Below are 26,904 nucleotides of genomic sequence, written 5' to 3' on the forward strand. Positions count from 1 at the left end.
GCGCACGGCGGCGCGGTCGGCGGGGTTCCTGCCGAAGACGCGCACGGTGCCCGAGGTGGCGGTGCGGTGGCCCTCGACGGTCTCCAGCGTCGAGGTCTTGCCGGCGCCGTTGGTGCCCAGGAGCGCGTACAGCTCGCCCCGTCGCACCTGGAAGGACAGGTCGCGCACGGCGTGGAACGAGCCGTACCGGACGTTCAACCGCTCGACTTCGATGACGGGTGTGGTGGACATGCCGCCGATTCCACCGCCCGCGGCGGCCGTCCGGCAGTGCCGCCACGTCACCACGAAGGCATGACGTGGCGTCACTGGTGCGGTCACCGGGGCGGCGAAATACTGAGGTCGTGACACGGACAGAGGTGCCGGCGAGCCACAGTGGACACCGGTACACCACATCGGCCCGCGGCCGGATGAGCAGGCTGAACATCACCACCCAGCTCACGGTGCTCGTCCCGGTCGGCACGCTGCTGACCGTCTTCGACGCCACCCGGTGGTGGGAGGCGGTCGTGCTGGCCGTGGGAGTGCTCGCGGCGATTGTCGGGGTCGTGCTGTGGGCGCGGGAGAAGGTCATGGCGCACGCGGTTCCGCTGCTGGTGACCGTCGCGGCCGTGCTGGTCTTCGGCGCGCTGGTGAGCGGCAGCACCACGGCGTTCTACGGCATCTCGGTCGTCGCGCCGCTGATCGTGCCCCAGCTGCCCCGGCACCGGATCGCCGCCGCGGTGGCGGTCGTGGTGTTCGTCGCGGCGACAGGCGCGGCGAGGTCGCTGGTGCACCAGGGCAACCCCGGCACGACCGCGTTCCTGTACGTGCTGGTCCCCTCCGGCGTCCTGGTGGTCACGCTCGGGTTCATGTTCGCCAACCAGGCCTTCTACCAGGTCCTCGCGGAGCTGGACGAGGCACGCGAGCAGGAGGCGGAGCTGGCCGTGGCGCGGGAGCGGATCCGGTTCGCGAGCGAGCTGCACGACATCCAGGGCCACACCCTGCACGTCGTGAAGCTCAAGACCGCGCTGGCGGAGAAGCTGGTGCGGCGCGACGCCGGCCGGGCGGAGGAGGAGCTGCGCGAGATCAACGCCCTGGTCGGCGACACGATCAAGCAGACCAAGGAGCTCGCGTACGCGCAACGGCGGCTGAACCTGGCCGCCGAGCTGGAGAACGCCAAGAACCTGTTCGAGGCCGCGGGCATCCGCGTGCGGATCGTCAGGCAGGGCGCGGTGAACGGGCAGGCGAGCGAGCTGCTCGGGCAGGTGCTGCGCGAGACGACCACGAACATCCTGCGCCACGCGCAGGCGGGGCAGGTGCGGATCACGTTGGCGGAGTCGGGGATCACCATCGTCAACGACGGCGCGGCCGGAGACGGCCCGCCGGAGCTGCGCGGCCTGTCGACGCTCAGGGACCGGCTCGCGGGCGCCGGAGGAGAGCTGACCGCGTCGCAGACCGGCGGCGAGTTCGTGACGGCGGCGGCGTTCCCGGCGGGGGTGGCGCGATGACCACGGTGGTGCTGGCCGACGACGAGGCGTTGCTGCGCAAGGCGATGGCCGCGCTGTTGCCGATGGAGGGCGACATCACGGTCCTGGCTGAGGCGGAGGACGGCGAGCAGGCCGTGGCGGCCACGCTCGCACACCGCCCGGACGTCCTCGTGATCGACCTGGAGATGCCCGGCGTGGACGGGCTCGCCGCGGTCGCGGAGATCCGCAGGTCGTTGCCCGGCCAGGTGATCCTCATGCTCACCAGGCACGCCCGGCCCGGCGTGCTGCGCAAGGCGCTCAAGCTCGGGGTGCAGGGGTTCGTCAGCAAGGCCGCGGACCCCGCCCACATCACGTCGGTGATCGCCGCCCTGCACAGCGGCAGGCGGTGGGTCGACCCGGACGTCTCCGCGCTCGCGGTGGCCGACGACTGCCCGCTCACCGACCGGGAGGTCGACGTGCTGCGGGCGACCAGGGAGGGCTACTCGGTCGCCGACATCGCGGCGCGGCTGCACCTGGCGGAGGGCACGGTCCGCAACTACCTGTCCAACGCCATGCAGAAGACGCAGACCAGGACCAGGCACGAAGCCGCCCGGTTCGCACGAGAACACGACTGGCTCTGAGAAGAACCGTTCCGAGGAGAGGAAGACCATGCTGATCGTCGAGGACCTCGCCCTGCTGCTGATGGACGACGAGTCCGGCACACCGGCGGCCGCGGGCACCCTGCACTACGCGATGGGCGGCGCGCTGCTGGTGGAACTGGCCCTGGAGGGCCTGGTCGACGTGCGGGACCGCAAGGTCGTGCCGACCGGTGACGCACCGCCGCAGGACCCGCTGCTGCGGGGCGGCTGGGACAAGGTCGCCGAGAAGCCGCGGTCCGTCGACTCGCTGCTGCTCAAGATCGGTGCCGACGTGTGGAAGAAGGTCGTCGACCGGCTCGTCGACCGCGGCATGGTGCGCCGCGAGGAGAAGCGGGTGCTGGGCCTGTTCCGCACCACCTCGCTGCCCGCCGCCGACACCCGGCACGAGGAGGAGGTCCGGCAGCGGATCCGCGCCGTGCTGGTCGACGGCCAGGAGCCCGACCCGCGCACCGCCGCCCTGACCGCGCTGCTGTCCGCGAGCGGCGCGCTGCCGGCGCTGCGGCCGAAGCTCGCGTGGTCCGGCGACGTGGCCCGGCGCGCGAAGGAGCTCGAACGCGGCAACTGGGGTGCGGAGGCCGTGAGCTCGGCGGTGACCAGGACCGCGGCCGCGATCGCCGCGTCCAGCGCCGCCGTCACGGTCGCGGTCGTGTCCACCGTCGTGACCTGATCCGAGCAGTTCGAGGCCCGGAACCCGTTCCGGGCCTCGAACTCGCTCACCCGTCAGCAGTTCGCGCGCAGCACCGCCCCGGTCGTGCCGGGCAGGCTCACCGAGCTGACCTGCTTGCCGTCGTGGTCGGTGTAGGTGCGCAGGAGCTGCACGGGGACCTCGGCGCTGCCGGTCGGGTTGGCGTTGACCAGCGCCACGCCGCAGGTGAAGTCGCGGCGGTACACCTTGTCCGCGACCTGCCGGTAGGCGCCGGCCGGGTAGCCGAGGTTCCAGTCGTACTCGGGGTGCCACGGCGTCGGGTCGCCGTAGCCGTCGGTCTTCGCGACCTCGGCGATCGAGGCCTTGCCGCCGGTGGTCATGTACAGGCTGGCCAGCGCGTACCGGAACGCCTTCGCGTCGCCCACGTCGAAGTGCGGCTGCACCCAGGTCATCTTGCCGCTCGCCTCGCTGACGGCGATCTGGGCGACCTGCTTGCGCCAGCCCTGCTCGTAGTCCTCGAGGAGCTTGGCGCTGGAGAACGCGAGCCACCACTCGTCGAACCCGCCGTCGACGTAGGCGCTGTAGGCCTCCCAGCCGCCCGGCTGCAGGCGGGCGTTGGCGAGGTTCGCGACGGACGTCAGCCCTGCCGCGGCGAACCCGTTCTTCACCTCGGCGAGCATTCCTTTGTAGGCTTCCTGGAACGACGCGTTGTCCGGGTATCTCGCCGGGCATTCGCCGGAGTGGTAGGCGTCGCAGGTGTAGAGGGCGTTGTCCAGGAAAACACCGTCGAATCCCGTGGTCTTGGCGTTGGAGACGACGCTGTCGACCCACGCTTTCCGATAGGCGGGATTTCCGACGTCCATCTGCCAATGGCCGTCGTAGCCGGAGTAGAGCAGCTCCTTGCCGTTCTTCCCGCGCAGGAACCAGTCGGGGTTCTTCGCGCGGACGGTGCAGTAGCCGAGGCCCGTGGGGAGCTGGGCGTCGTCCACTCCGTTCTTGCACGCGTACGAGCGGGTGGAGGACAAGTCCTTGTACACGTACACCTTCACGGCCGGGTTCGCCGCCTTGAGCTTGGCCCGGATGTCGCCCTCCCAGGCGTTGAGGACGACGTGCCCGCGGCGCTTGGCCTCGGTGGCGATCGTCGCGTCCGACACCGGCGTGCTGTTGAGGTGCAGCCAGAACGACTGCGCGCGCCCCGCGGGTGCGAAGCCCTGCGCCGCGAGCGGCGGCGCGGTCGAGACGGCGAGCAGGAGCACCGTCAGAAGAAGAATTCTCCGAGCAGTTCCGGTTGCCTCGAACATTGTTTCTCCCAGTCGTGAAGAGGTCTTTCTTCGGTCCGCAGGAGCGCATTCACGAGGTACCCGGAACCGGAGGCGCGGGAGGTGCTTGCGCGGTAAACCACCTGTTGCGGTGCTGCGTTGGGCCCGAACGACACCGTGTGTGGGGCCACCGCTCCCGGTCGGGCGACCCGGCGGGGCCGATAGCATCGGAAAGCGTTGCCGCACAGTGAGGAACCGCGCCTTGACCGACTCGCACGTCGTTGCGTCGAAACCGATCCACGTGCCCGACGCGGTCCTCGACGACCTGCGCGCCCGGCTCGCGCTGACCCGCGCACCGCTGGACGAGGGCAACGACGACTGGTCCTACGGCGTTCCGGCCGCCTACCTGGGCGAGCTCGTCGAGTACTGGCGCGACGGCTACGACTGGCGTGCGGCCGAGAAGGCGATCAACGCCCACGAGCACTGCGAGGCGACCGTCGCTGGCGTGCCGGTGCACTTCCTGCGCGAACCCGGCCGCGGCCCGCGCCCGATCCCGCTGGTCCTGACCCACGGCTGGCCGTGGACGTTCTGGCACTGGTCGAAGGTGATCGGCCCGCTGGCCGACCCGGCGGCGTTCGGGGGCGACCCGGCCGACGCGTTCGACGTGATCGTGCCGTCACTGCCCGGTTTCGGCTTCCCCGGCCCGCTCACCGGCTTCCCGGACGTCAACTTCTGGAAGGTCGCCGACCTCTGGCACACCCTGATGACCGAGACCCTCGGCCACCAGCGCTACGCGGCCGCCGGCTGCGACATCGGCGGGATCGTCTCCAGCCAGCTCGGCCACAAGTACGCGGGTTCGCTGTACGGCGTCCACATCGGTTCCGGGCTGCCGCTCGACTTCTTCACCGGCCCCCGCGCGTGGGACTTCGCCCGCAACCGGCCGCTGACCGACGACCAGCCGCCCGAGGTCCGCGCCCGCGTGATCGAGCAGGACCTCCGGTGGGCCACCCACCTGGCCGTGCACATGATCGACGGCGCCACGCTGGCCCACGGGTTGAGCGACTCGCCCGCCGGTCTGCTCGCGTGGCTGCTGGAGCGGTGGAACGCCTGGAGCGACAACGGCGGCGACGTCGAGTCGGTGTTCACCAGGGACGACCTGCTCACGCACGCGACGATCTACTGGGTGACCAACTCCATCGCCACGTCGATGCGCTACTACGCCAACGCCAACCGCCACCCGTGGACGCCGTCGCACGACCGCGTGCCGGTGGTGGAGGCCCCGGTCGGGCTCACGTTCGTGAACTACGAGAACCCGCCGGGTGTCCACACCGCCCGGCAGCGCGTCGAGGCGTTCGAGAACGGCCCGATGGCCGGGTTCTTCAACCACGTCAACGTCAACGCCCACGAGCGCGGCGGCCACTTCATCCCCTGGGAGAACCCGGAGGCGTGGGTGGACGACCTGCGCCGCACGTTCCGCGGCCGCCGGCCCTGATCTCGCTCTACGGGTTCCAGTACCGGCTGACGAAGACGCGCTCGAAGCGCCGTTCCTCCAGGTCGCGACGCTGCACCGCCCAGTGGACGCTCATGCCCTCCCAGCCGTCGACGTCGACGTGCCAGTCGGCGAGCAGCACCCAGTCCGCCGGGTCCTCCGAGACCGCGAAGTCCACTTTGCCCTTGGCGACGGCCGTCTTGGCCGCCTCGACGATGCTCTCGACGGGGTCGTGGAGGTCGGCCACCTCCTCGGAGGCGAAACCGCCGAGCTGGAACGTGCCCCAGTCGCCGATGTCGTTCTGCGCCTCGCGCACGAGCTTCAGCAGCTCCTCGGAGTGCGGCGGCCAGTCGGCCTCCCACCGCAGGTCGTCGGAGAAGTCCTCGTCGCAGTAGTGCGGCAGCGACACGTCGACGGCCGCGTGCATCGGACCCTGCGGGAACTGCTCCATGTACTCCCGGTACTCGTCCACTGTGGAGTACCAGGTGGTGTGCATGTCGCGCTCCACCACCGGAGTGCCCTCGGGGACGTACACGACGCTGCCGATGTCGCCGCAGCAGCCGTCGTCCTCGGGGAAGACGAACAGCAGCAGCCGGCCGTCCGGGGGCAGCGGCAGGTCCGTGCTCCCGGCGGGAAGCGCGGCGAGGTCGATGGTGGCGACGTAGGGGTGTTCCTGGTCGGGCACGTCGGCGGGGAGCAGGAGCGGACCGCCGAACTGACCCACGACCGGTCCGTCCCCATTGCGCGTCAACCTGGTACAGGGACGGGCGACGTCGGCCCAGTGCTGAACTTCATCGGCGGCAAATCCTTGTGCGACAGCCTTTTCCTGGAAGGCCGCCAGCTGTTCTCGCAGTGCGGAACTCATGCCGGCATGCTATCGGCGCGACTCAGGTGGCCGGCAGGGGATGCGCGCGCGTCCAGTCGTCCACGTGGAACGGCGACGGTCCATTCGCGACGGATGCGTGCGCGACGACCTCGGCCGGAACCTTCCCGTCCACCATGCCGAGCCGGGTGCGGTAGTCAGCCGTGAAAGCCGCGGCGACCTCCTGCGAGGTGAGCGCGGGCGCGTAGTCGGCCAGGCCCGCGATCGAACTGCGCCGCAGGTCGTAGCCGAGAGCGTCGGACACGTCCTCGATGACGGCACGCACGCGGTCGGAGACGGAGACCTGCACCACGGTGCTGAACAGCGACCCGGTGGCGGTGACGCGTTGCGCGGAACCCACGACCTTCGCGACGCCGCCGACGTTGATGCTGTACTCGCCGGGGCAGTACTCGCCGTCCACCTCGCCCACGCGGGCGTCGACGTCACCCAGGGCGCGCAGCACCCGCACGTGGCTTTCGGCGTTGGCGGCGAACGTCGCGCCGCCTGGGTGCCGGATGCCGGTGGTGCGGTCGAGGTGGTCGATGACGACGGCGCCGCTGTCGTAGGCGACCATCCGCCCGCCCGGCGACCGGACCACGGTCGCGAACCCCGCCGCGTGCGCCACCTCGGTGGCGGCGGCGATGCCGGGGGAGCGGAGGTCGCGGCCGCTGAAGGCGACCGCGGGGCCCTGCGGCACGTAGACGTGGACGAACTGCGACCACGACGCGCTGGGTGCGCGCAGCAGCAGTGCCGGGACCACCAGTTCGGTGACGGCATCGCCGGTGCTGCCGGACGCGAGGAGCCGGGTCTGGTCGAAGGTGTTCACACCACGATTCTCGACCACGACCCGGCTCCGCCCGCTACGCCGCACCCAGCAGCGCGAGGAACTCCGCCCTCGTGCGGTCGATGCTCGCGCCCAGGTCGCGCACCGGCGGGTGCGTGCCGGACGCGAGCTCGGCGCGGGCCACGGTGCGCGCTTCCTCGAACTGGGCGCGCAGCAACGTCCTGAGCTGCCCGTCGACGTCGGGGGAGTGCCGGATCGACGCCAGCTCGGCCGCCGTGATCATGCCCGGCATGTCGTGCCCCTCGTGCTGGCCCGACTCCTGCCGTCCCGTCCGCGCCAGCACGGCACGGGCCTGCTCCAGCTCGGCCCGGTAGGTGGCGGCGACCCGCTCGGCCACCGGCCGCAGCGCGGAACCGGGCTCCGCCAGGTCGAGCGCGGCCAGCGCCGAGGTGTTCTGCGGGATGAGCAGGTCCACGAACGCCAGGTCGGTGCCCGACAGGTCCGTGGCAGACAGCTCGGGTGGGGTCGCGGCGGTCCTGGTGGTTTCCTGTGCGGCCTGGGCGCTGCATCCCGCCACCGCCAGGACCACCGCGAGTATCAGAGCCCTCACTTAAGGGCGGCCGTTCGGCCCGCACTTGACGATGCGGTTGATGCAGTCGCGGACGCGCTGCGCCATCTCGGCCTCGGGCCAGGCGTTGAAGAAGTCGCCGTGCATCGTGAAGCCGGGACCGGAGGAGAGCTTGAACTTCGCCGGGTCACCGCTGACCGGGTAGCGCAGCACCTGGCGCAGCTTCGGCACGGGCACCGGGTGCGTGGCCGGGCAGTCGCCCGCGACCGGGTAGGCCATGTGGCTCTTGTGGTCGGCCGAGTCGAGGTCCTTGCCGTTCCAGCACTGCGGGAAGTCCAGGTAGGACTCGAGCATCGTGCCCGCGGGGCAGTTCACGAAGTCCTTCGACGCGCCGACGTGGCCGGCGTGCAGGCACGACCAGCGCGACTGCGTGCTGCCGTCCGGCGCGGTGGCCTTGGCGTTGCCCGCGACGATGCGCAGGCCGTGCGGCAGCGGCTGGATGCGCGCGGTCACGTCGTCGCGCACGCCCTCACCGAGGTAGTAGAACGTCGTGCCCGTCGGCTCGACCGGCTGGCCGTCGGCCAGCAGCGTGGGCACCCAGTAGGACGAGAGGTCTTGCTTCGGGTTGCACGTGCTGCCGGCCTTCTCGAGGGTCTCGATCGTCGAGTGCGCGTTGGTCGACTCGTTGCCGAAGAAGCTGTGCGAGTGCGAGGCGCCCGGCAGGTTCGGGAGCACGATCGGGTCGTCCGGCAGGCGGTGCGTGAACGGGCACTCGGCGACGAACTCCGCGACGCGCACGGCGTTCGCCGGGATCGGCTCCTGCGGCGGCAGGGCGACGGCGGCCTTGGTGGTCGCCGGGGCGGCGGTCGACGTGCCGGTCTGCGCGGGAGCGGCGGTCGTGGGGTCGGCCACCTGAGCCGGGGTCCGCGACGTGGTGGTCGTGGTGGTGGTGCTCGTCGAGGACGCGACCGGCGGTGCCTTCGGGGGAGTGAAGAACATCGCGTTCGCGGTCACTGCGGACGCCGCGACGCCGGCCACGGCGAGGGCGGCGATCAGGACGCGCCTCCTCAGCCGTGAAGGGGTGTGGGCGTGGGTCATCGAAAGTCCTTTCGAGCAGGGTGAACTGGCACAGGGTGGTGGTGCGGAACGGGAGCGGCGCGGGTCAGCCCGCGTCGCGGTAGGCCTGACCGGCCTGGTTGGGGGTGCCGCCGGGGGCGTAGAGACCGGTGCCGGGCTTGTCGGCGGGCAGCGCGAACCACGCGTACCGCTCGACCCACGGCAGGGCCTCCATCATGGCGCTGGACCCGCGGGCGAACGCCGCGAGCTCGGCCTGCGACGGGTAGCGCGCCGAGCCGCCCGAGAAGTCGATGAGCGAGTACTCGGTCAGCCACACGGGTTTGCCGTACTTGGCGTGCACGGCTTCCAGGTAGTTCTTCAGGTGCCCGACGGCGGCGGCGCTGAAGTCCGAGCCGTACCAGTGCACCGCGATGAAGTCGACGCGCAGACCCCGTTGCGCCGCACCGGTCATGAACTGGTCGAGCCAGCCGCCCGCCTTGTCGCCGCTGTGCGCGACGGCGGGGCTGCCGAGCCGCAGCCCGGTCGCGGCGAGCTTGGGCCACAGGTCGAGTGCCTGCTGCGGCGTCATGTTGGCCTGGTCGGGGAAGTCGGGCTCGTTGAACCCGAGCAGCACCCTGCCATTGGCCTTGGCGCGGGCGATCGTCGCGTCGTCGGTGAACTTCGCGCCCCAGATCATCGGCACGAACTCGACGTTCGCCGGCGCCTGGACGCCGTCGGGGTGCACGGCCCAGTTGTAGTACCAGCCCGCGCGGACGTCGGTCAGCGCCTTGCCGACGCCGTCGAAGTTCCAGGTGCTGACGCCCTTCTTCGCCGACGCCGCGATCTTGGTCGCGGGCGCCGGCGGAGGAGGAGGTGCCGCCGCCTGCGTCGTCGACGACGGCAGGGGTGTCGTCGAGACGGGCGGCGTGGTCGTGGTGGTGAGCGAGGTCGTCGCCGGCGTGGACTCGGTGGTGGCCGTGATCGTCTGCGCGACCGGCTGCTCCTCGCGGGAGGGCAGCACGGCGACCACGATCGCGCCCGCGGCGACCACCGCGGCTGCCGCGGCCGCGACGGGCTTCACCAGCGCGCCCTTGAGGAAGAGGCCGAACTTGCCGCTCGTCACGGGGTCGGCGGGCGCGTGCGAGAACGTCACGTGCGTGCCGACGAGCGCGGACGGGTCGAACCCGAACGCGGCCGGCAGCGGCACCAGCGGCAGCCGCGCGATGAGGCCCTCGACGGACGCGAGGTCGTGACCGGCCCGCTCGCAGCGGGCGCAGTCGCGGCTGTGCCGGGCGATCCGCTTGCGCCACAACGCGCTCGGGTCGCCGTCCCAGTCCGCGACGACGTCGGCCAGCTCCGGGCAGCGCGGCGTGCGCTCCAGCGTCCGCACGACGATCCGCGCGGCGTCGAGCTGCGCCTTGACCCGCTGCACGCGCACGGCGGTGTGCTGCGGCGTGAGCTCCAGCGCGTTCGCGACCTCGGTGCGGGTGAGCCGTCCGGCGGCCTCCAGCCACCACAGCGACAGCAGCTCGCGTTCGTCGGCGCTGAGCCACCGGGTGGCGGCCACGACCTCGCGGCGCTGCCCGGACAGCTGGAGCCGCATGATCGTGAGGTCGACGAAGTCGGCGCCGGGGTCGGCGATGTCCTCGACGATCTCACCGGTGACGGGCACGCGCTGGCGTTCGCGGTGCCGCATCCGGATCTGGTTCATCGCGATGACGACCAGCCACGACCGGAACCCGGCGGGGTCGCGCAGCGACGACAGCCCGTGCACCGCCCGCAGCATGGTCTCCTGGACCACGTCGTCGGTGTCCTCGTGCCCGCCGAGCGCGTGCCCGACGATGTTGTAGACGAGGGGCAGGTAGCCGCTCACCAGGTCGTCGAGCGCGCGCTGGTCGCCGTCGCGCGCGGCCACCACCGTCGCGACGCCGGGTTCCCGCACTGCCGCCATGCCCACCTCACTTGCCGCTTCTCCGGGGTCCTCTGATCAGGAGATGTCCCAGGTGAGCGGCAATAACGGAAAATCTCGAAGATTTTTCTCAGGCCCGCGGACCGGCCTTCGACGCCAAGGCCGGAAGTAGACCACACGGGCTGTGGGGAGCTCACCGAGCTGACCTGAATCTTGTCCGGGACATGAACCTGCCACGCCGTTGACCTGGCCGTACCGGGTTCAAGACTATGAGAGCGTTCCCACGGATGCGGGGGTGGTCGGCGTGCTGAACCTTCTGGTGGCCTTCCTGGTGGCGCTGGCGCCGATCCCCGCCCCGCCGAGCAACCCGCCGCCCAGCAGCCCGTCTCCCGGTTCGTCGGTGGGAACGGCCGCCGTCGTCTGCGTCCTGTCCTGCGACACCCTGGACCCCTCCCGCGCCGCCCAGGAGACGTTCCCGGTGCCGGAGAAGCAGCTCAACGGCCGCCGGATCGTCCTGCACGTCTCCGACCGCGACGGCATGGCGTGGGGCAGCGTCGACAACGGTGTCACCGGCGACTCGGTCTGGCTGGACAGGTCGTGGGACGGCGGCGCGAGCTGGGAGGGCCTGCTCGGCCGGGCGAGCATCCCGAGCACGTGGACCGGCACGCGGACGCTGATGTACAACGTCACCGACCCGGTCGGCCACAAGCGCGGCCTCCTCCGCGCGTGTGGCGACGCCGCGGGCGTGACCTGCACGGACTGGATCTACCCGACGGTGTGCGACGTGCTGTGCGACCGCACGGGCGCGGGTCAGGCCAACGGCGACGCGCAGCCTGTGCCGTCGACGACGTTGTACGGCCGCACGATCCGTCTGCACACCGACCTGAACGGCATGGCGTGGGGCAGCATCGAGGCCGGCGGCCAGGGTGACGAGGTCTGGCTCGACCGGTCGTGGGACAGCGGCGTGAGCTGGCCCGGCGGGTCGTCGCTCGGCAGGACCGCGACCCCGGCCGGGGCGACGTCCACCCGCACCACGATGTTCTCCACCCGGGACCCGCGCGGCCGCCACTTCGGCGGAGCCGTGCGCGCGTGCGGCAGGGAAGCGGCCCACAACGAAGGCAGCTGCACGGCCTGGGCGCGGCCGGTGCCGAGCAGGGCCCGTGCCGCCGCGGACGCCCTGCTGTACTCCTACAACCCGTCCACGGCGTGGTGGCCGTCGAGCTGGTGGAACTCCGCCACGACGCTCACCGCGGTGATGGACTCCGGCCTGCACGACTACGACTGGGTGATCGCGCGGACGTTCGACGTCAACCGCGGCACGTTCGCGGCCGGCCGGCGCGGCACCGACGCGATCGAGGGCGACTTCATCAGCCGCTCCATCGACGACAGCGCCTGGTGGGGCCTCGCCTGGGTCGCCGCCTACGACCACACCGGCGACCAGCGCTACCTGGCGATGGCCACCACCATCGCGAACTACGTCCACCAGTACTGGGACACCCGCACGTGCGGCGGCGGGGTCTGGTGGGACCGCGAACGCACCTACAAGAACGCCGTGACGAACGGCCAGTACCTGCGCCTCACCGCGTCGATCAGCCGCCGCACGCCCGGCGACGCGGTGTGGCTGCAACGGGCCCGCACCGCCGCCGACTGGTACCTCGGCAGCGGCCTGGCCGGCTCGGCCGGGCTGGTCAACGACGGGCTCACCGGCGACTGCCGCAACAACGGCCAGACGGTGTGGACCTACAACCAGGGCCTCGGCATCGGCGGGTTCACCGAGGTCTGGCGCCTGACCGGCGACACCCGCTACCTCGACGCCGCGCGCCGGCTCGCGGACTCGGCGATCGCGAGCACCTCGCTCACCCGCGACGGCGTGCTCACCGAGTCGTGCGACGTCGGCACGGCCTCCTGCGACGACAACCAGAAGCAGTTCAAGGGCGTCTTCGTCCGCTTCCTGAACGACCTGGCCGGGGCCACCGGGTCCGCCGCCTACCGGCAGTACGCGCGCAGGCAGTCCGACTCGGTCTGGACGAGCGACCGCGACCCGCTGAACCGGATCGGGCAGCGCTGGGCCGGCGGCAGCCCCGACCAGGCCGACTGGCGCACGCAGGCCAGCGGCCTGAACGCGGTGCTCGGCTGACCCCTCGGGCGGTCATGACGCACAGCTACGGACAACGATGTCCGTTTGGTCTCGATCGTTGTCGGTCCTCCCGCGCTCTACCAGCGCTGGAGCCGCGGCTCGACCGCGCCACTAGTTACGCATGGTGAAGTTCTCGTGACTACTGACAGATGACCCGAATCGAGAAGCAATGGACAAGGCATCCGTCGCGCGCTTCCTGCTGCTGGCGCTGCTGTGGGGAAGCAGCTTCACCTTCATCAAGGTGTCACTCGAAGGACTGACACCGGGGCAGCTCGTGCTCACCAGACTCGTGCTGGGCGCGGCCGTCCTCCTCTCGATCGCGGCGATCAGCAAGGTCGCACTGCCGCGGTCCGTGCAGGTCTGGGGCCACATCGCGGCCGCCGGCCTGTTCGGCAACGTGATCCCCTTCCTGCTGCTGTCCTACGGCGAGAAGACGACCGGCGCCGGCATCGCGGGCGTCCTGATCGGCGCCTCGCCGCTGCTGACGCTGGCCCTGGCCACCGCCGCCCTGCCCACGGAGCGCGCGACTCCGCGCAAGGCGATCGGCCTGGGGCTCGGCTTCATCGGCGTGGTGCTGCTGGTCGGCCCGTGGCACGAGTCGCTCGGCTCGCTCAGCGGGCGGCTGGCCTGCTTCGGCGCGGCCATCAGCTACGCGGTCGGCTTCGTGTACGTCCGCAAGTACCTGTCGCCGCTCGGCCTGAAGCCGCTGGCGCTGGCCGCGTCGCAGCTCGTCGCGGCCGCGGTGCTGCAGGCGGTCGTGACGCCGTTCCTCGACTGGCGCGTCCCGGACCTCACCGGCTCGGTGACGTTCAGCATCGTGGTCCTCGGCCTGTTCTCCACCGGCCTGGCCTACGTGCTGTACTTCCGCCTCATCGGTGACGTCGGCGCGACCACGGCCTCGGCGGTGAACTACGTCGTGCCGGTGTTCGCGGTGCTGATCAGCGTGCTGTTCCTGGGTGAGCACATCACCTGGAACCTCGTCGCCGGCGGCCTGGTCGTGCTGGTCGGCGTGGCGTACGCGGAGAACAGGCTCGGACAGCTGCGCAAGAGCACTCCCGAGAACGCGGGAGCGGTCCGGTGAACGCCAGGGCGCTGCTCCGGACGATCGCCGCCGACCTGGACATGGTCATGGACCGCGACCCGTCGATCCTGTCGCGCAGCGAGGCACTGCTGCACCCGACGGTCATCGCGATCTGGGGCTGGCGCGTCTCGCACCGGCTCCACCTGCGGGGTCACCGGCGCAGCGCCCGCCTGGTCATGGTCCTCGCCCGGCTCCTGACCGGCGGCATCGAGATCCACCCCGGCGCCACCATCGGCCGCGGCTTCTTCATCGACCACGGCGCGGGCGTCGTGATCGGCGAGACGGTCGTGATCGGCGACGACGTCACGATCTTCCACCAGGTGACGCTCGGCGCCGTCGGGTGGTGGCACGACAACCAGCGGCCGGAGGGCTCGCGCCGCCACCCGAAGCTCGGTGACCGGGTGGTGGTCGGGGCCAACGCGACGCTGCTCGGCCCGATCTCCGTCGGCCACGACTCCGTGGTGGGCGCCCAGGCACTCGTCATCCGCGACGTCCCCGCCGACTCGCGCGTCCTGGCGCCGTTCTCCATCCCGAACGTGAGGTCGACCCGCGGCGTGGCGAAGGCGGCCAAGCCCCGCCAGTCCGTCGTGGTCGCCGGCCAGAAGCACAAGGGCCCGGCCTTCTTCCCCAGCTGGTGACCACCGAACCCTGATCGGAGGGCCTCGTGGAGACCCGAGTCAGTCAGACCCTCACCCACCGACCGCCTGCCCAGTCGCTCGTGGACCTGATCGGCGGAACACCCACAGTCAGGCTCGACCTCGGCGTCACCACGGCGCACCTGTACGCGAAGCTGGAGATGGCCAACCCGCTGTCCAGCGTGAAGGACCGCGCCGCGCTCTACATGATCAACGGCGCGGAGGAGCGCGGCCAGCTCACCAGGGGCTCCGGCACGATCGTCGAGGCCACCTCCGGCAACACCGGCATCTCCATGGCGGCGATCGCGGCGGCCCGCGGCTACAAGTGCGTGATCGTCCTGCCGGACAGCGCGACCAGCGAACGCATCCAGCTGCTCAAGGCGTTCGGCGCGGAGATCGTGATGACGCCCTACCAGGAGGGGTACGTCGCCGCGATCGCCAAGGCCGAGGAGATCTACCGCGAGCGTCCCGGCTCGTGGTTCGCCTGCCAGCACGAGAACCCCGACAACGTGGCGGCGCACTACGCCACCACCGGCCCGGAGATCTGGAACGACACCGACGGCGAGGTCGACGTCTTCGTCTGCGGCGTCGGCACCGGCGGGACGCTCAGCGGCACCGCGAAGTACCTGAAGGAGCGCAACCCGGCGATCCGCGTGGTCGCGGTGGAGCCGGAGGGGTCGCCCGTGCTCAGCCAGGGCTGGGGCGGCCTGCACCGCATCCCCGGCCTCAACGGCGGCTTCGTCGCCCCGACGACCGACGTGGGCCTGATCGACGAGGTGCTGGCGGTGTCCAACGAGGACGCCTACCGCACCGCCCGCGAACTGGCCAGGACGGCGGGGCTGCTGGTCGGCGTCTCGTCCGGCGCGGCCGCCCACGCCTGCCGCGTGCTCTCGGCGCGGCCGGAGTACGCGGGCAAGAACTTGGTCACCGTCTTCCCGGACACGGGCGAGCGGTACCTCTCGTGGTTCAACCAGGAAGACACGACGACTCACACCGGCGAGACGCACGCAGCCATCAACGAGGAGTGACCAGACATGACGCAAGTGCCCAACATCCTGCTTCCCGGCGAGGGCGAGTCGGTGCAGATCGGCACCACCACGCACACCACCTTCAAGGCGCAGGGCAAGGAGACTGACGGCAAGCTGGGCATCTACGAGCACCGGATGGCCCCCAACGCGCCGGGCGCCTCGCCGCACGTCCACAACGAGCAGCTGGAAGCGTTCTACGTGCTGAGCGGCATGGTGGAGCTCCACCTCGACGGCAAGTCGTTCGCGGCGCCTCCCGGCACCTACGTGAACGTGCCGATGGGGATGTCGCACGGGTTCCACAACCCGTACAAGGACCAGGCCACGATGCTCATCATCTTCACGCCGGCCCTCAACCGCGAGGAGTACTTCCGGGGTCTCTCCGAGATGTACGCCGACGGCAACAAGCCGACCGAGGACGAGCTGCTGACGCTGATGGCGAAGTACGACCAGTTCGAGGTGACGATGAACGGCTACGACGTGCCGAACTGGGGCCGTCACTGAGTTCTTCTCCCCGCCCGCGGGCGTGGTGACCACTCCGGTCGCCGCGCCCGCGGTGTCGTTTCCGATGCCCGCCGGGCATCGGGGTGGTTGACTCGGCGGCATGGAGTTGCGGCAACTGCGGTACGTGGTGGCGGTGGCGGAGCACCGGCACTTCCGGCGCGCGGCCCACGCGCTGGGCATGACCCAGCCGTCGCTGTCCCGCCAGATCGGTGCCCTGGAACAGGAGCTCGGCACGGCGCTGTTCGACCGCACGGCCCGTGGCGTGGTGCCGACGGCCGCCGGCGAGGTGTACGCGGCCCACGCGCGGCAGGTGCTGGAGCAGGTCGAGGCCGGTGCGACGGAGGCACGGCGGGCGGCGCGCGGGCAGAGCGGGACGTTGCGGCTCGGGTTCGTCGGCGAGGCGCTCGTCGAGCTGCTGCCGTCGCTGCTGGCGCGGTTCCGGTCCTCGCACCCCGGGGTTCGGCTGGAGTGCCGGGAGCTGTCGACGGCGCAGTGCGGGGCGGCGTTGGTGGCGGGCGACATCGACCTCGCGATCAGCCGCGGCGCGCCGACCGGGGAAGGGGCCGAGCGGCTCACCGCCGTGCCGGTCGCCGGAGACCACCTCATCGCCGTGTGCCACCGCGCGCACCCGTTCGCGGGGCAGGCGGCGGTGTCGCTCGACCAGCTGCGGTGTCAGGCCCTCATCGCGGCGCCCGCGGACGACGAGCCCGCGGCGCGGCGGGCGCTGAGCGAGTTGCTCGACCGCACGACGAACGTCACGCACGCCCGTGACGTGCACACGGTGATCGGGTTGGCCGCGTGCGGGATGGGCGTGGGGCTGCTGCCGTCGAGCACGCGACGCCTGACGAGACCGGAAACGGTGATGGTGGAGGTGGAACCGCCGGTGCGGCTGCCGGACCTCACGATGGCGTTCCGCACGACGGACGAGTCGCCGCCGCTGGACGCGTTCCTGGCCGTCACGGCGGTGCACTGCCCGGACACGGGCAAGCGGCTGAACCTGCTGATGCTCAAGAGGCATCGGAAAGCCGGTAGGCGGGCATCAGCGTGACGCCGCCGCCTCCGGGGCGGGTGTAGTGGTGGCATGTCGATCACTTCGCGGGCCGTGCGGTACGGCGTCACGCTGGCGGGCACGGCGGGGGACAACCTGGTCGAGGCCGTCGTCGAGGAGGCCGCCGAGGCGGCGGAGGCCGGCGTCGGCTCGGTGTGGATGGGGCAGCGGCTCGACTACGACGCCATCGGACTGGCCGGGCTGGTCGGCACGCGCGTGCCGGGCGTCGACGTCGGCGTGTCGGCGGTGCCGGTGTTCGGGCGGCACCCGCTGCTGGTGTCAAGCCAGGCCCAGACCGCGCAGGCCGGGACCGGCGGCCGGTTCCACCTCGCGGTCGCGCTCGGCGTGAAGCCGATCGTCGAGACGGTGCTGGGCGTGCCCTGGGAACGGCCCGTGGCCCGGTTGCGCGAGTTCCTCACGGCGCTGATGCCCCTGGTCGGCGGCGAGACCGGGGAGAACAGGGGCGGGCTGGACACCGCGGGGCCCATGCGGCAGACGCACGTCCGCGGCGCGCGGCCCACGCCCGTCCTCGTCGCCGCGATGGCACCGAAGGCGTTGCGGGTGGCGGGCGAGCTCGCGGACGGGACCGTGCCGCTGCTCGCCGGTCCGAAGGTGCTGGCGGAGCACATCGTCCCCGCCATCACCGCCGCCGCGGCCGAGGCGGGACGGCCGGCCCCGCGCATCGTCGCGGTCGTGCCCGCCGCCGTCACGACCGACCCGCAAGCGCGCCGCACGATGGCCGACGGGCTCGCCTTCTACCGGCAGTTCGAGTCCTACCGGCGCGTCCTCGCGCTCAACGGCACCGAGGACCCGGCGGACGTGGCGTTGATCGGCGACGAGGACACCGTCGCCAAGGGCGTGCGCGAGTACGTCGAGGCCGGTGCCACGGAGGTCGTGCTCACCGGGCACCACGACCTCGACGCCGCGACCCAGAGCCGCACGCGCCGGCTCGCCGGAGCCCTCGGCCGTTAGAAACCCTTGCCGGGGTTGAGGATCCCGCGGTCTCAGCCCGTGAGCGGAGCCGCGGTCCTCTCCACGACCTCCTCGCGTGACGTGCCCGGCGCCAGCTCCACCAGCGAGAACTCGCCGTCGGCCACGTCCAGCACGGCGAGGTCGGTGATCACCCTGGCGACGACGCCGCGGCCGGTGAGCGGCAGGCTGCACGACTCCACGAGCTTGGCGTCGCCGTTGCGGGAGACGTGCTCCATCAGCACGATCACCCGCCGGGCGCCGCTGACGAGGTCCATCGCGCCGCCCATGCCCTTGACCATCGCGCCGGGCACCATCCAGTTGGCGAGGTCGCCGCGGGCGGAGACCTGCATGCCGCCCAGCACCGCGGTGTCGATGTGCCCGCCGCGGATCATGGCGAAGCTGGTGGGGGAGTCGAAGAACGACGCGCCGGGCAGGACGCTGACGGTCTGCTTGCCCGCGTTGATCAGGTCGGGGTCGACCTCGTCGTCGTAGGGGAACGGGCCGACGCCGAGGATGCCGTTCTCGGCGTGCAGCGTGACGGTGGAGTCCGCCGGCAGGTGGTCGGGGATGAGCGTGGGCAGGCCGATGCCGAGGTTCACGTACTCGCCGTCGCGCAGTTCGAGCGCGGCGCGGGCGGCCATCTCGTCGCGGGTCCAGGGCATGTCAGCTCGCCTCCTGGCGGGCGCGGGTGGTGCGCTTCTCGATGTCCTTGCGGGCGGCCTGCTCCGGCGTGAGCGCGACGACGTTCTGCACGAACACGCCGGGCAGGTGCACGTGGTCCGGGGCGATCTCGCCGGTCTCGACCACGCGTTCGGCCTCGACGACGGTGAACCGGCCCGCCATCGCGGCGGCCGGGTTGAAGTTGCGGGCGGCGGCGTGGAAGACGCAGTTGCCCGCGCGGTCGGCGACGGCGGCGCGGATGAGCGCCACGTCGGTGACGATCGACTCCTCCAGCACCATCTCCCTGCCGTGGAACGTGCGCACTTCCTTGGGAGGTGAGGAGAGCGCGACCGTGCCGTCGGAGTGGTAGCGCCACGGCAGGCCGCCCTCGGCCACCATCGTGCCGACGCCGGTGGGCGTGTAGAAGGCGCCGACACCGGAACCGCCGGCCCGCAGCCGTTCCGCGAGCGTCCCCTGGGGAGTGAGCTCGACGGTCAGCTCGCCGGCGAGGTACTGGCGGGCGAACTCCTTGTTCTCCCCGACGTAGGAGGCGATCACCCGGCTGATGCGGCGGTGTTCGAGCAGCAGGCCCAGACCGGCGCCGTCGACACCGCAGTTGTTGGACACGATCGTGAGGTCGTCCGCGCCCTGCGCCAGCAACGCCTCGATCAGGAACCACGGGATGCCCGCGAGCCCGAACCCGCCGACCGCGACGCTCGCACCGGACCGGATGCCGGCCACCGCCTCGGCCGGGCCGCCGACCACCTTGTCGAGTCCCATCACCGCACCGCCTCGAAGACCGCCGCGAGTCCCTGTCCGCCGCCGATGCACATCGTCTCCAGGCCGTACCGGCTGCCGCGGCGGCGCATCTCGTGCGCCAGCGTCGCGAGGATGCGCGCCCCGGTCGCGCCGACCGGGTGGCCGAGCGAGATGCCGGAACCGTTGGGGTTGAGCCGTTCGTCGGCCGGGTCGAGCTTCCACTCGCGCAGCACCGCGAGGACCTGGGCGGCGAACGCCTCGTTGAGCTCGACCACGTCGACGTCGTCGAGGGTGAGCCCGGCGCGGTCGAGCGCGGCGGCCGTGGCGGGCACCGGCCCGATGCCCATCACCTCCGGCCCGACACCGGCCACGGCCCACGACTTCAGGGCCAGGAACGGCCGCAGCCCGCGCTTCTCGGCCTCGGCGCGGGTGGTGACCACGCAGAGCGCGGCGCCGTCGTTCTGGCCGCTGGCGTTGCCCGCGGTCACCGTGGACTCGGGGTCGAGCTTGAACCGCACCGGCCGGAGCGTGGCCAGGTCGTCGAGCGTGGTGTCCGGGCGCGGGTGCTCGTCGCGGTCGACGACGACGTCCGGCTTGCCCCGGCGGCCGGGAACGGTCACCGGCACCAGTTCGTCGGCGAACCGGCCCGCCTCGTCCGCGGCGCCCCACCGCTGCTGCGACCGCACCGCGAGCTCGTCCTGCTCGGTGCGGGAGATGCCGTACTCGCGGCGGAGGTTCTCGGCCGTCTCGATCATGCCGCCGGGCACCGGGTGGAACCGGCCACCCGCCGTCTCGCGCGCCCGGTCGAGGCGGTCGGCGAGCTGCACGCCACCGCTGCGGACACCGGTCCGCAGACCCAGCGCGTAGTGCTCGACCTGCGACATCGACTCCACGCCACCGGCCACGACGACCTTCGCGGCACCGGTCGCGACCTGGCCCGCCGCGTACAGCACGGCCTGCAGCCCTGAGCCGCAGCGCCGGTCGACCTGCAGGCCCGGGACGCCCGTGCCGAGGCCCGCGTCGAGCGCGGCGATCCGGCCGATCGCGGGGGACTCGCCGTTGGGGTAGCCCTGTCCGAGCACGACGTCGTCGACGTCCCCCTCGCGCAGGCCCGTGCGGCGCACCAGTTCGGTGAGGACGGCGGTGGCGAGGCCGGTGGCGCTCACCGCGGCCAGGGCTCCGCCGAACCGGCCGACCGGGGTCCGGAGGGGTTCGCAGATCACGACGTCGGTCATGCCATCGACGCTAGGCCTGTCCGGCCATATCCGGAAATACGCGTTTCGCCCGGACTGAGACTCTGCGAATATCAGTCGGGTGGAACTCCGTCACCTGCGGTACTTCGTCGCGGTCGCCGAGGAACGGCACTTCGGCCGTGCCGCCGCACGCCTGCACATGGCGCAACCGCCGCTGTCCCAGCAGATCCAGCAGCTGGAGGCCGAGCTCGGGGTGACGCTGCTGCACCGCACGACCCGCAAGGTCGAGCTCACCGACGCGGGCGCGGTCTACCTCGACCGCGCGCGGACCGTGCTCGCCGCGGTCGACGACGCGGCGGTGGAGGCCCGGCGGGTGGCGGAGGGACTCCAGGGCCGCCTGGTCGTGGGCTGCGTCGGGTCCGCCACCTACAGCCTGCTGCCCGCGTTCGCCCGCGCCCTGCGGGAGGAGCTGCCGGCCGTCGACTTCGTGTTCCGCGGCGAGATGCTCGCACCGGACCAGCTGGAGTCGCTGCTCGCCCGTCGCATCGACCTCGCCCTGCTGCGCCCGCCGGTCGACCACCCGGCGGTGCGGGTGCGGACGGTGCGCCGCGACCGGTTCATCGTGGCGCTGCCGGAGGACCACCGGCTCGCGCGGCGCGCCCGGTTGCGGGTCGAGGACCTGCGCGACGAGGACCTGATCGTGCACGCCTCCCACGGCCGGTCGGTGATGCACGGGATCGTCGCGGACCTGTGCCGCTCGGCGGGGTTCGAGGCCCGCTTCCGGCACGAGGTCGCCGAGACGTCCACCCTGGTCACCTTCGTGGCCGCCGGGCTCGGCGTGGCCGTGGTGCCGGAACCGGTCGCGGAGCTCGGCGTGCCGGGCACGACCTACCGGCCGCTCGCGGGCAAGCGCGGGATCGACCTCGTCGCGGCGGTGCGCGCCGAGGACGACTCGCCCGTCCTGCGGAGGGCGCTCGGGCTGCTCGCCACCCACGTCAGCGGGTGAGAGGAGCCCGTCCGGGCAACGACTTCCTCGGCGCTGCCCGGACGGTTCAGGAGGTGGCTCCTACTGCCCTTGACCGACCTTCCTCACTCGACGACGGTCGTCTGGACGACCCGTTCGTTGTCGACCGGGTGGTTGTCCTCGTGGCCGGCGATGCGCACCCGCGCCTTGAGCGTCGCCTTGCCGAGGCGTGCGTCCTCCTTGGCGAAGGTGTACGTGAACGGCACGACGGCGGTGCTGCCCTTCGGCAGCGGCCGGGTCACGGTGCCGACGACGTCCCAGTAGCCGGTGGACTTGCGGCGCAACAGCTCCACGACGACGTCCTCGTCGTACCGGGTGGTGCCGAGCGACACCTCGACGGTCCCGGCGTCGCCGACCACGGCCTCCGCGGGTGCGCTGAGGCCCGTCACGGTGACGTCGTGCGTCTCGATCTTCAGCTTCCTGGTCGTGGTGCCGGACCTGCCGTCCGCGGTGTACCCGAAGATCGTGACGTCGTACTCGCCGTCGGCGGCGTAGGTGTGCAGGACCTGCGACACCCCTTCCGAGGCCCGGATCGGCGCGGACGTGCCGTCGCCGAAGTGGATCTCGCCGCCGCGCAGCCAGCGGCCGGCGGGGTCGTTCGGCTCGATGCCGAACCGGACCTCGTCGAAGACACCGGGCTGGTCGGGCAGCACGTACGTCGCGTCGGGCCTGATCGGCGGAGCGTCCTCGATCCGCACGGTGACGGGTGCCGCGGAGTAGATGCCGTCCGCGACCCGGAGGTAGTAGGTCTCACCGGGCGTGGCGGCGAAGACGAGCGGGCGGTGGCTGCTGTTGAGGCAGTCCACCTCGGTCAGCGCACTGCCGCGGAAGGCGCTGATGGTCGCGTTGGGGAGGTACTGGGTGACCCGAGCGGCGATGAACCCCGCGTGGTCGGCGGTGTAGCGGTACCACACCGACCGGGTGGTGGAGCTCTCGCAGCTCGGCCTCACCTCGCCGGCTTCGAGCGTGGCCGGACCGGTGTCACCCGTGACGTCGGTGCCGAACGGCACCTCCACGGCCGCCGCGAAGTCGTCGTTGGCGGCCCTGGGCACGAGCTTCAGCCGGAAGCCGACCGGCCCGGCGAACTCCCTGTCCTGCAACAGGAAGTGGTACGTGGTGCCCGCGGTGACCGCGAACGTGTCCGACCCGCCGCCGTGCGGGTACTTGCAGGCACCCGGCGTCCAGGTCAGCGCGCCGCGGGTGCCGGTGTAGGCGGAGAGGGTGGGGTTCTCGCCGTCCGGGCGGTCGGTCGTCATCCTGACGAAACCGTCAGCCGGTGCTGTGTAGCGGTACCAGACGCTGCTCGTGCCCCAGTCGCAGGTCGTCGGGTCGTCGTCCGCCGCCGCGCCGTCCCGCGTGTCCACCGTGGAGGTGAACGGCAACGAGGAGATCGTCGTGGCGTCGGCGAAGTCGTCGTTGGACGGTGGTGCCGCGTGAGCGGTGCCGTGTAACAGTGCCGCGGTCAGAGCGACCGCGGCACCGATCATCAGTGCGCGCAAGAGAATCCCCAGTGTCCGTGGGCCGCTGCGACGCGGCCCCTCGTCATCTGAAGACGCGCGCCGGCGTGCCGGGGATGGCTCGTTCGCGAAATTGGATCTTCCGCCGCAGCGGGTGTGCCGCCGTTGGGGGGTTCCGGGGCGTCAGGTGTCGGTCTTCTCCGCCGTCACCGTGCCAAGGTGCTCCCGCATCCGTTCGGCCGCCTCGGCCCGCCGGTCCGCCAGCAGCAGGTCCGCGATCTCCACGTGCTCCCGGCACCGCACCACGCCGCTCGACCGCGGCAGCGAGCGGCGGTACTCGACCAGGCGCCGCAGGTGGTCGACGCGGCGCAGCGCCTCGATGAAGAACTCGTTGCGGCTGCACTCGGTGATCGTCTCGTGGAAGACGTGGTTGATGTTGAACAGCGCGACGTTGTCCAACTCGTGGATCGCGCCGTCGGCCAGGCGTTGCTGCTGCTCGCGCACGTGCTCGACCGCCGCCCGGTCCAGCACGAACGTCGGTTCGAGGATCGCAGCCGGCTCGATCGTGAGCCGAAAGCGGTAGCTGTCGGCGTAGGACTGCGGGGAGGTGAGGGTGGGCCGGAACTCCCAGCCGTAGCCGGGAAGTCGTTCGATCCAGCCCTCGGACGACGCGCGGCGCAGGACGCGGTTCAGCTGCGCGGGCGTGAGGGAGTAACGGCGGGCCAAGGCGCTCTCGGTGATCCGGTCGGGCAGGTCGCCGTCCAGGCGGTCGCCGGCGATCGCCAGGTAGACGGTCTCGTCGACGCCCTCCTCCGTCTCGGTGACGAGGTCGGGATCCGTGTCGACGACGGTGTAGCCGCCGCGTTCGGCTTCGGCGACCGCACCCGAGTCGGCGAGCAGGCGCAGGGCGTTGCGCACCGGGGACCGGGACACGCGCAGGTGCTCGGCCAGGGTGCGCTCCGCCAACCGAGTGCCCACGCTGACCTGCTCGGACCTGATGTAGTCGACGATGCGCGCGGCGACCTGACGGGTGAGCTGGGTCGGCGGCATGCGTCCATCCTCACGGGAAGTGCGTACGCGGCAGTCTACGGCGGCGGGAAGCCCGCGCACCGGTGTGAGGGGACACGGTGATCTGCCTGGTGCTGCTGCCGCACTGACCTGGGCGATGTTGCGTTCCGCGCCCCGCGGACGACCTTGGGACGTGATGCCCGAGAGGAAGACCAGCGTCGAGGAGGCCCCGCCGGCGGTCGGTGAGGTGGAGGCGATCGCCGCCCACGCCGACCCCGTCGTCCGCAACCTGCGGATCACCCACTGCTACCACCGGCTGTCGCGGGCGCTGGCCGCCCGCACCGGCGGATCCGCGAACTGGTGCACGTTCGCGGTGTGGGCGTCCAAGCAGGTCGGGCAGACGATCCGCCAGGAGGACCTCGCCCGCACGGTGGAGCACCGGCTGCGGTCCTCGCCGGAGGTGACCGCGGCGGCCGAGCTGGTCGTGCGCGGGATCCGGCTGGCCGTTCCCCGCGAGGTCCTGGACCACGCCCACACCACTGTCCGGCAGGCGGTGGTGGCGGCGGCGCGGCTCGACGACGTCAGCGCCGCGGCGGCGCGCGGCAACCTGAAGGTCTTCGAGGAGGTCGCCCGCGAGTTCGCGCGTTTCCTGGCGCTCGCGCCCGGCGACGAGGAGCGGTTCGAGGAGTTCCGCGACGCGCTGCGGCCGGGTGAGCCGCCGGACGGGCAGCGCTACCTGCGGCAGGCCTTCACCCGCTACCACCGGGCGATGACGACGCCCGGCGAGAAGCGGCGCGCCGAGCTGCTGCTCCTGGCGAACGTCGAGGTGGGACTGCACGAGCAGACGCGGTTGCAGCCGGAGATCGCCGCCGCGATGGAGGCACCGGTGGTGGACCCGCGCGAGCTCGAACGGCACCTGTTCGACCGGCTCCTGCCCGGCAACCGGGTCGTCCGGTGGCTGCGGGTGGCGCTGCTGACCGTGCTGGGCAGGCGGAAGGCCGTGCGTGCGGCGGCGGACGAGCTGGCGAGCCGGGCACGTGCGGTGGCGCGCGTCGCGGTGACCCGGCACCTGATGACGCTGGCGCTGCCGGGCGGTGAGCTGCTCGACCTGAGCAGCGACCTGCGGGCGACCTTCCCGCCGGCGCTCGCCGAGCTGTCCGACCCGGACCTGCTGGCGTTGCTGGCGGTCGTCGACCCGACACCGGACAGCCTGGCCGGCACCGCCGCGCGGGACTGGGCCGACCTGCCCGACCGCATGCACTACATCGCGGACATGTTCCGGTGCCACGCACTGCGCGAGGACCTGCTCGGTCCGCCGTTCACGGCCGAGCAGGTCCTCGCGTTCGAAGCCGGGCGCAGGCCGGGCGGGGTGCTCTGACGGGTGCGGGAGGGCCTCCGCCGAGGCCCTCCCGCGTCAGGTCACGCCACCTGGCAGGAGATGCTGGGCCAGTTCCAGTTGCCGCCGTGCTGGATCGTGAACCCGAACGTGTTGCCGTTGCCGTTGGGGCGTGCGGTCATCACGTTCTGCGAGCTCCACGTCGCGGTGGTGTTCCACGTCGCGATGATCCGCTGGGGCGAGCTGACGGTCACGGTGACGATCCAGTTGTCCGAGCCGGACACCGTCACGTTGCCGTTGAAGCGGTCGTTCCACTTCTCGCCCTCGGAGTACGTCGCCGTGCAGCCCCCGCCGCCGGGGTTGGACGTGGTCGTCGTGGTCGTCGTCGAGCTCGGCGGGGTGGTGGTCGACCCGCTGTTCAGGACGTTGAGGACGGAGTTGTAAGCGGCCTTCTTGTTGCCGCTGCCGTCGAACAGCAGCGGGGTGCCGGAGGCGCGCCACGAGTCGCTGTCGCGGATGCCCCACACGGTGATGCCGGTGCAGCGCGCGACCGACAGGCAGGCCTGCGTGACGCCCTGGTACTGCTGCGCCTGCGAGCTGCCGGAACCCTCGATGTCGAGCTCGGTGATCTGCACGTCCACGCCCAGTGCGGCGAAGTTCTGCAGAGTCGTGTGGTAGTTCGACGGCACCGGATTGCCGCTGTTGAAGTGCGCCTGGAAACCGACGCAGTCGATCGGGACGCCCCGGGACTTGAAGTCCTGCACCATGCGGTACACGCCCTGGGTCTTGGCCGCGGACCAGTTGTCGGTGTTGTAGTCGTTGTAGCAGAGCTTCGCGCCGGGGTCGGCCGCCCGCGCCGCGCGGAACGCGGCCTCGATCCAGTCGTTGCCGGTGCGCTGCAGGTTCGAGTCGCGACGCCCGCCGCTGCCGCCGTCGGCGTACGCCTCGTTGACGACGTCCCAGGCGTAGATCTTGCCCTTGTAGTACGTCGCGACCTGCGTGACGTGGTTCAGCATCGCGTTGCGCAGAGCGGTACCGGACACGTTCTGCATCCAGCCGGGCTGCTGCGAGTGCCACGCGAGAGCGTGGCCGCGGACCCGCTTGCCCTGGTTGCGGGCCTGGTTCAGGATGCGGTCGCCGTTGCCGAAGCTGAACTGGTTCTGGTTCGGCTCGGTCGCGTCCATCTTCATCTCGTTCTCGGCCGTGACCATGTCGAACTCCCTGTTCAGGATTCCGACGTAGGTCGAGTCACCGAGCTTGTTCGCCGCGACCGCGGTGCCGAAGTACCGGCCGCTCTGCTGGGCCGCCGCGGCGAGCGTGGAGGCCGCGCCACTGGCGGGCGTCGCTCCGAGGACCGCCGCTCCCGCAGTGGCCGCGACCAGCGAGGAAAC

General features: G+C 71.8%; 26 protein-coding genes. 13 read left to right on the plus strand and 13 right to left on the minus strand.

Translation table 11 applies throughout. The annotated features are described in order from the left end of the window. Positions 1 to 231 (minus strand): ATP-binding cassette domain-containing protein (locus VF330_RS09990; protein ID WP_330851240.1); only part of this gene is annotated, 231 nt, incomplete at its 3' end. A gap of 176 nt (positions 232 to 407) precedes the next feature. Between VF330_RS09990 and VF330_RS09995 the strand changes: the two genes are divergently transcribed. Genes VF330_RS09995 through VF330_RS10005 form a run of 3 tightly spaced genes read left to right on the plus strand, consistent with a single transcriptional unit; the run spans position 408 to position 2,768 of the window. After that, on the plus strand, positions 408 to 1,484 hold the full coding sequence (locus tag VF330_RS09995) for a sensor histidine kinase (protein WP_330851265.1): 1,077 nt from the start codon (positions 408 to 410) through the stop codon (positions 1,482 to 1,484). Next, on the plus strand, positions 1,481 to 2,083 hold the full coding sequence (locus tag VF330_RS10000) for a response regulator transcription factor (RefSeq protein ID WP_330851241.1): 603 nt from the start codon (positions 1,481 to 1,483) through the stop codon (positions 2,081 to 2,083). The genes VF330_RS09995 and VF330_RS10000 overlap by 4 nt, the downstream gene beginning before the upstream one ends. A 28-nt stretch (positions 2,084 to 2,111) precedes the next feature. Then, a complete protein-coding gene (locus VF330_RS10005) occupies positions 2,112 to 2,768 on the plus strand; it encodes a GOLPH3/VPS74 family protein (protein WP_330851242.1) in 657 nt (218 codons plus the stop codon). A gap of 53 nt (positions 2,769 to 2,821) precedes the next feature. Here the strand turns inward: VF330_RS10005 and VF330_RS10010 are convergent, their stop codons facing one another. Further along, positions 2,822 to 4,048, minus strand: a complete 1,227-nt coding sequence (locus VF330_RS10010; protein WP_330851243.1) for a putative glycoside hydrolase — start codon at positions 4,046 to 4,048, stop codon at positions 2,822 to 2,824. 220 nt (positions 4,049 to 4,268) lie between these two features. Here VF330_RS10010 and VF330_RS10015 point away from each other — a divergent pair, with 220 nt between their 5' ends. Further along, positions 4,269 to 5,498: an epoxide hydrolase family protein gene (locus VF330_RS10015; RefSeq protein ID WP_330851244.1), complete on the plus strand. Its 1,230-nt coding sequence runs from the start codon at positions 4,269 to 4,271 to the stop codon at positions 5,496 to 5,498. Between the two features lie 7 nt (positions 5,499 to 5,505). Here the strand turns inward: VF330_RS10015 and VF330_RS10020 are convergent, their stop codons facing one another. The 5 genes from VF330_RS10020 to VF330_RS10040 all read right to left on the minus strand — a co-directional run bounded on the left by VF330_RS10020 (position 5,506) and on the right by VF330_RS10040 (position 10,716). Next, positions 5,506 to 6,219, minus strand: a complete 714-nt coding sequence (locus tag VF330_RS10020; RefSeq protein WP_330851245.1) for a DUF1963 domain-containing protein — start codon at positions 6,217 to 6,219, stop codon at positions 5,506 to 5,508. A gap of 163 nt (positions 6,220 to 6,382) precedes the next feature. After that, on the minus strand, positions 6,383 to 7,183 hold the full coding sequence (locus tag VF330_RS10025) for a lipoyl protein ligase domain-containing protein (protein WP_330851246.1): 801 nt from the start codon (positions 7,181 to 7,183) through the stop codon (positions 6,383 to 6,385). A 34-nt stretch (positions 7,184 to 7,217) separates the two neighbouring features. Continuing rightward, positions 7,218 to 7,751, minus strand: coding sequence for a DUF305 domain-containing protein (locus VF330_RS10030; protein WP_330851247.1), 534 nt, complete (start codon positions 7,749 to 7,751; stop codon positions 7,218 to 7,220). Beyond that, positions 7,752 to 8,807, minus strand: coding sequence for a DUF1996 domain-containing protein (locus VF330_RS10035; RefSeq protein ID WP_330851248.1), 1,056 nt, complete (start codon positions 8,805 to 8,807; stop codon positions 7,752 to 7,754). It abuts the gene before it with no gap. A 64-nt stretch (positions 8,808 to 8,871) separates the two neighbouring features. Next, positions 8,872 to 10,716 (minus strand): sigma-70 family RNA polymerase sigma factor, encoded by a 1,845-nt coding sequence (locus tag VF330_RS10040; RefSeq protein ID WP_330851249.1) that lies wholly within the window; start codon positions 10,714 to 10,716, stop codon positions 8,872 to 8,874. 262 nt (positions 10,717 to 10,978) lie between these two features. Between VF330_RS10040 and VF330_RS10045 the strand changes: the two genes are divergently transcribed. From VF330_RS10045 to VF330_RS10075, 7 genes are all read left to right on the plus strand, one after another. Then, positions 10,979 to 12,811, plus strand: coding sequence for a glycoside hydrolase family 76 protein (locus VF330_RS10045; RefSeq protein ID WP_330851250.1), 1,833 nt, complete (start codon positions 10,979 to 10,981; stop codon positions 12,809 to 12,811). Between the two features lie 169 nt (positions 12,812 to 12,980). Continuing rightward, positions 12,981 to 13,892, plus strand: coding sequence for a DMT family transporter (locus VF330_RS10050; RefSeq protein ID WP_330851251.1), 912 nt, complete (start codon positions 12,981 to 12,983; stop codon positions 13,890 to 13,892). After that, positions 13,889 to 14,530, plus strand: a complete 642-nt coding sequence (epsC, locus tag VF330_RS10055) for a serine O-acetyltransferase EpsC (protein WP_330851252.1) — start codon at positions 13,889 to 13,891, stop codon at positions 14,528 to 14,530. The genes VF330_RS10050 and epsC overlap by 4 nt, the downstream gene beginning before the upstream one ends. 26 nt (positions 14,531 to 14,556) lie before the next feature. Beyond that, positions 14,557 to 15,555 (plus strand): cysteine synthase A, encoded by a 999-nt coding sequence (gene cysK, locus VF330_RS10060; protein ID WP_330851253.1) that lies wholly within the window; start codon positions 14,557 to 14,559, stop codon positions 15,553 to 15,555. A gap of 6 nt (positions 15,556 to 15,561) precedes the next feature. Then, entirely contained in the window at positions 15,562 to 16,056 is a 495-nt protein-coding gene (locus VF330_RS10065) for a cupin domain-containing protein (protein ID WP_330851254.1), read from the plus strand. A 100-nt stretch (positions 16,057 to 16,156) separates the two neighbouring features. Beyond that, entirely contained in the window at positions 16,157 to 17,104 is a 948-nt protein-coding gene (locus VF330_RS10070) for a LysR family transcriptional regulator (protein WP_330851255.1), read from the plus strand. Between the two features lie 33 nt (positions 17,105 to 17,137). Then, positions 17,138 to 18,076: a TIGR03564 family F420-dependent LLM class oxidoreductase gene (locus VF330_RS10075; protein WP_330851256.1), complete on the plus strand. Its 939-nt coding sequence runs from the start codon at positions 17,138 to 17,140 to the stop codon at positions 18,074 to 18,076. 32 nt (positions 18,077 to 18,108) lie between these two features. On the opposite strand, the gene VF330_RS10080 is transcribed toward VF330_RS10075, so the two are convergent. From VF330_RS10080 to VF330_RS10090, 3 genes are read right to left on the minus strand one after another with little or no spacing between them, the layout of a single operon-like run. Further along, positions 18,109 to 18,738, minus strand: a complete 630-nt coding sequence (locus VF330_RS10080; RefSeq protein WP_330851257.1) for a CoA transferase subunit B — start codon at positions 18,736 to 18,738, stop codon at positions 18,109 to 18,111. A gap of 1 nt (position 18,739) precedes the next feature. Then, positions 18,740 to 19,516 (minus strand): CoA transferase subunit A, encoded by a 777-nt coding sequence (locus tag VF330_RS10085; RefSeq protein WP_330851258.1) that lies wholly within the window; start codon positions 19,514 to 19,516, stop codon positions 18,740 to 18,742. Beyond that, complete coding sequence (locus VF330_RS10090; RefSeq protein WP_330851259.1) at positions 19,516 to 20,730, minus strand: acetyl-CoA C-acetyltransferase; 1,215 nt, start codon at positions 20,728 to 20,730, stop codon at positions 19,516 to 19,518. The genes VF330_RS10085 and VF330_RS10090 overlap by 1 nt, the downstream gene beginning before the upstream one ends. Positions 20,731 to 20,809: 79 nt before the next feature. Between VF330_RS10090 and VF330_RS10095 the strand changes: the two genes are divergently transcribed. Further along, the gene (locus VF330_RS10095) at positions 20,810 to 21,694 is read left to right on the plus strand and encodes a LysR substrate-binding domain-containing protein (RefSeq protein ID WP_330851260.1); all 885 of its coding nucleotides are present in this window, start codon (positions 20,810 to 20,812) and stop codon (positions 21,692 to 21,694) included. An 83-nt stretch (positions 21,695 to 21,777) separates the two neighbouring features. Here the strand turns inward: VF330_RS10095 and VF330_RS10100 are convergent, their stop codons facing one another. Together VF330_RS10100 and VF330_RS10105 are read right to left on the minus strand one after the other, a co-directional pair. Further along, positions 21,778 to 23,211 (minus strand): hypothetical protein, encoded by a 1,434-nt coding sequence (locus VF330_RS10100; protein WP_330851261.1) that lies wholly within the window; start codon positions 23,209 to 23,211, stop codon positions 21,778 to 21,780. 141 nt (positions 23,212 to 23,352) lie between these two features. Further along, positions 23,353 to 24,219: a GntR family transcriptional regulator gene (locus tag VF330_RS10105; protein ID WP_330851262.1), complete on the minus strand. Its 867-nt coding sequence runs from the start codon at positions 24,217 to 24,219 to the stop codon at positions 23,353 to 23,355. A gap of 154 nt (positions 24,220 to 24,373) precedes the next feature. Between VF330_RS10105 and VF330_RS10110 the strand changes: the two genes are divergently transcribed. Beyond that, complete coding sequence (locus VF330_RS10110; RefSeq protein ID WP_330851263.1) at positions 24,374 to 25,555, plus strand: hypothetical protein; 1,182 nt, start codon at positions 24,374 to 24,376, stop codon at positions 25,553 to 25,555. Positions 25,556 to 25,596: 41 nt separating this feature from the next. On the opposite strand, the gene VF330_RS10115 is transcribed toward VF330_RS10110, so the two are convergent. Then, a partial coding sequence (locus VF330_RS10115; RefSeq protein WP_330851264.1) for an endo-1,4-beta-xylanase occupies positions 25,597 to 26,904 on the minus strand: 1,308 nt, incomplete at its 5' end.

It is taken from the genome of Lentzea sp. (genome assembly GCF_036380075.1).
In the GTDB taxonomy this organism is placed as follows: Bacteria; Actinomycetota; Actinomycetes; order Mycobacteriales; family Pseudonocardiaceae; genus Lentzea.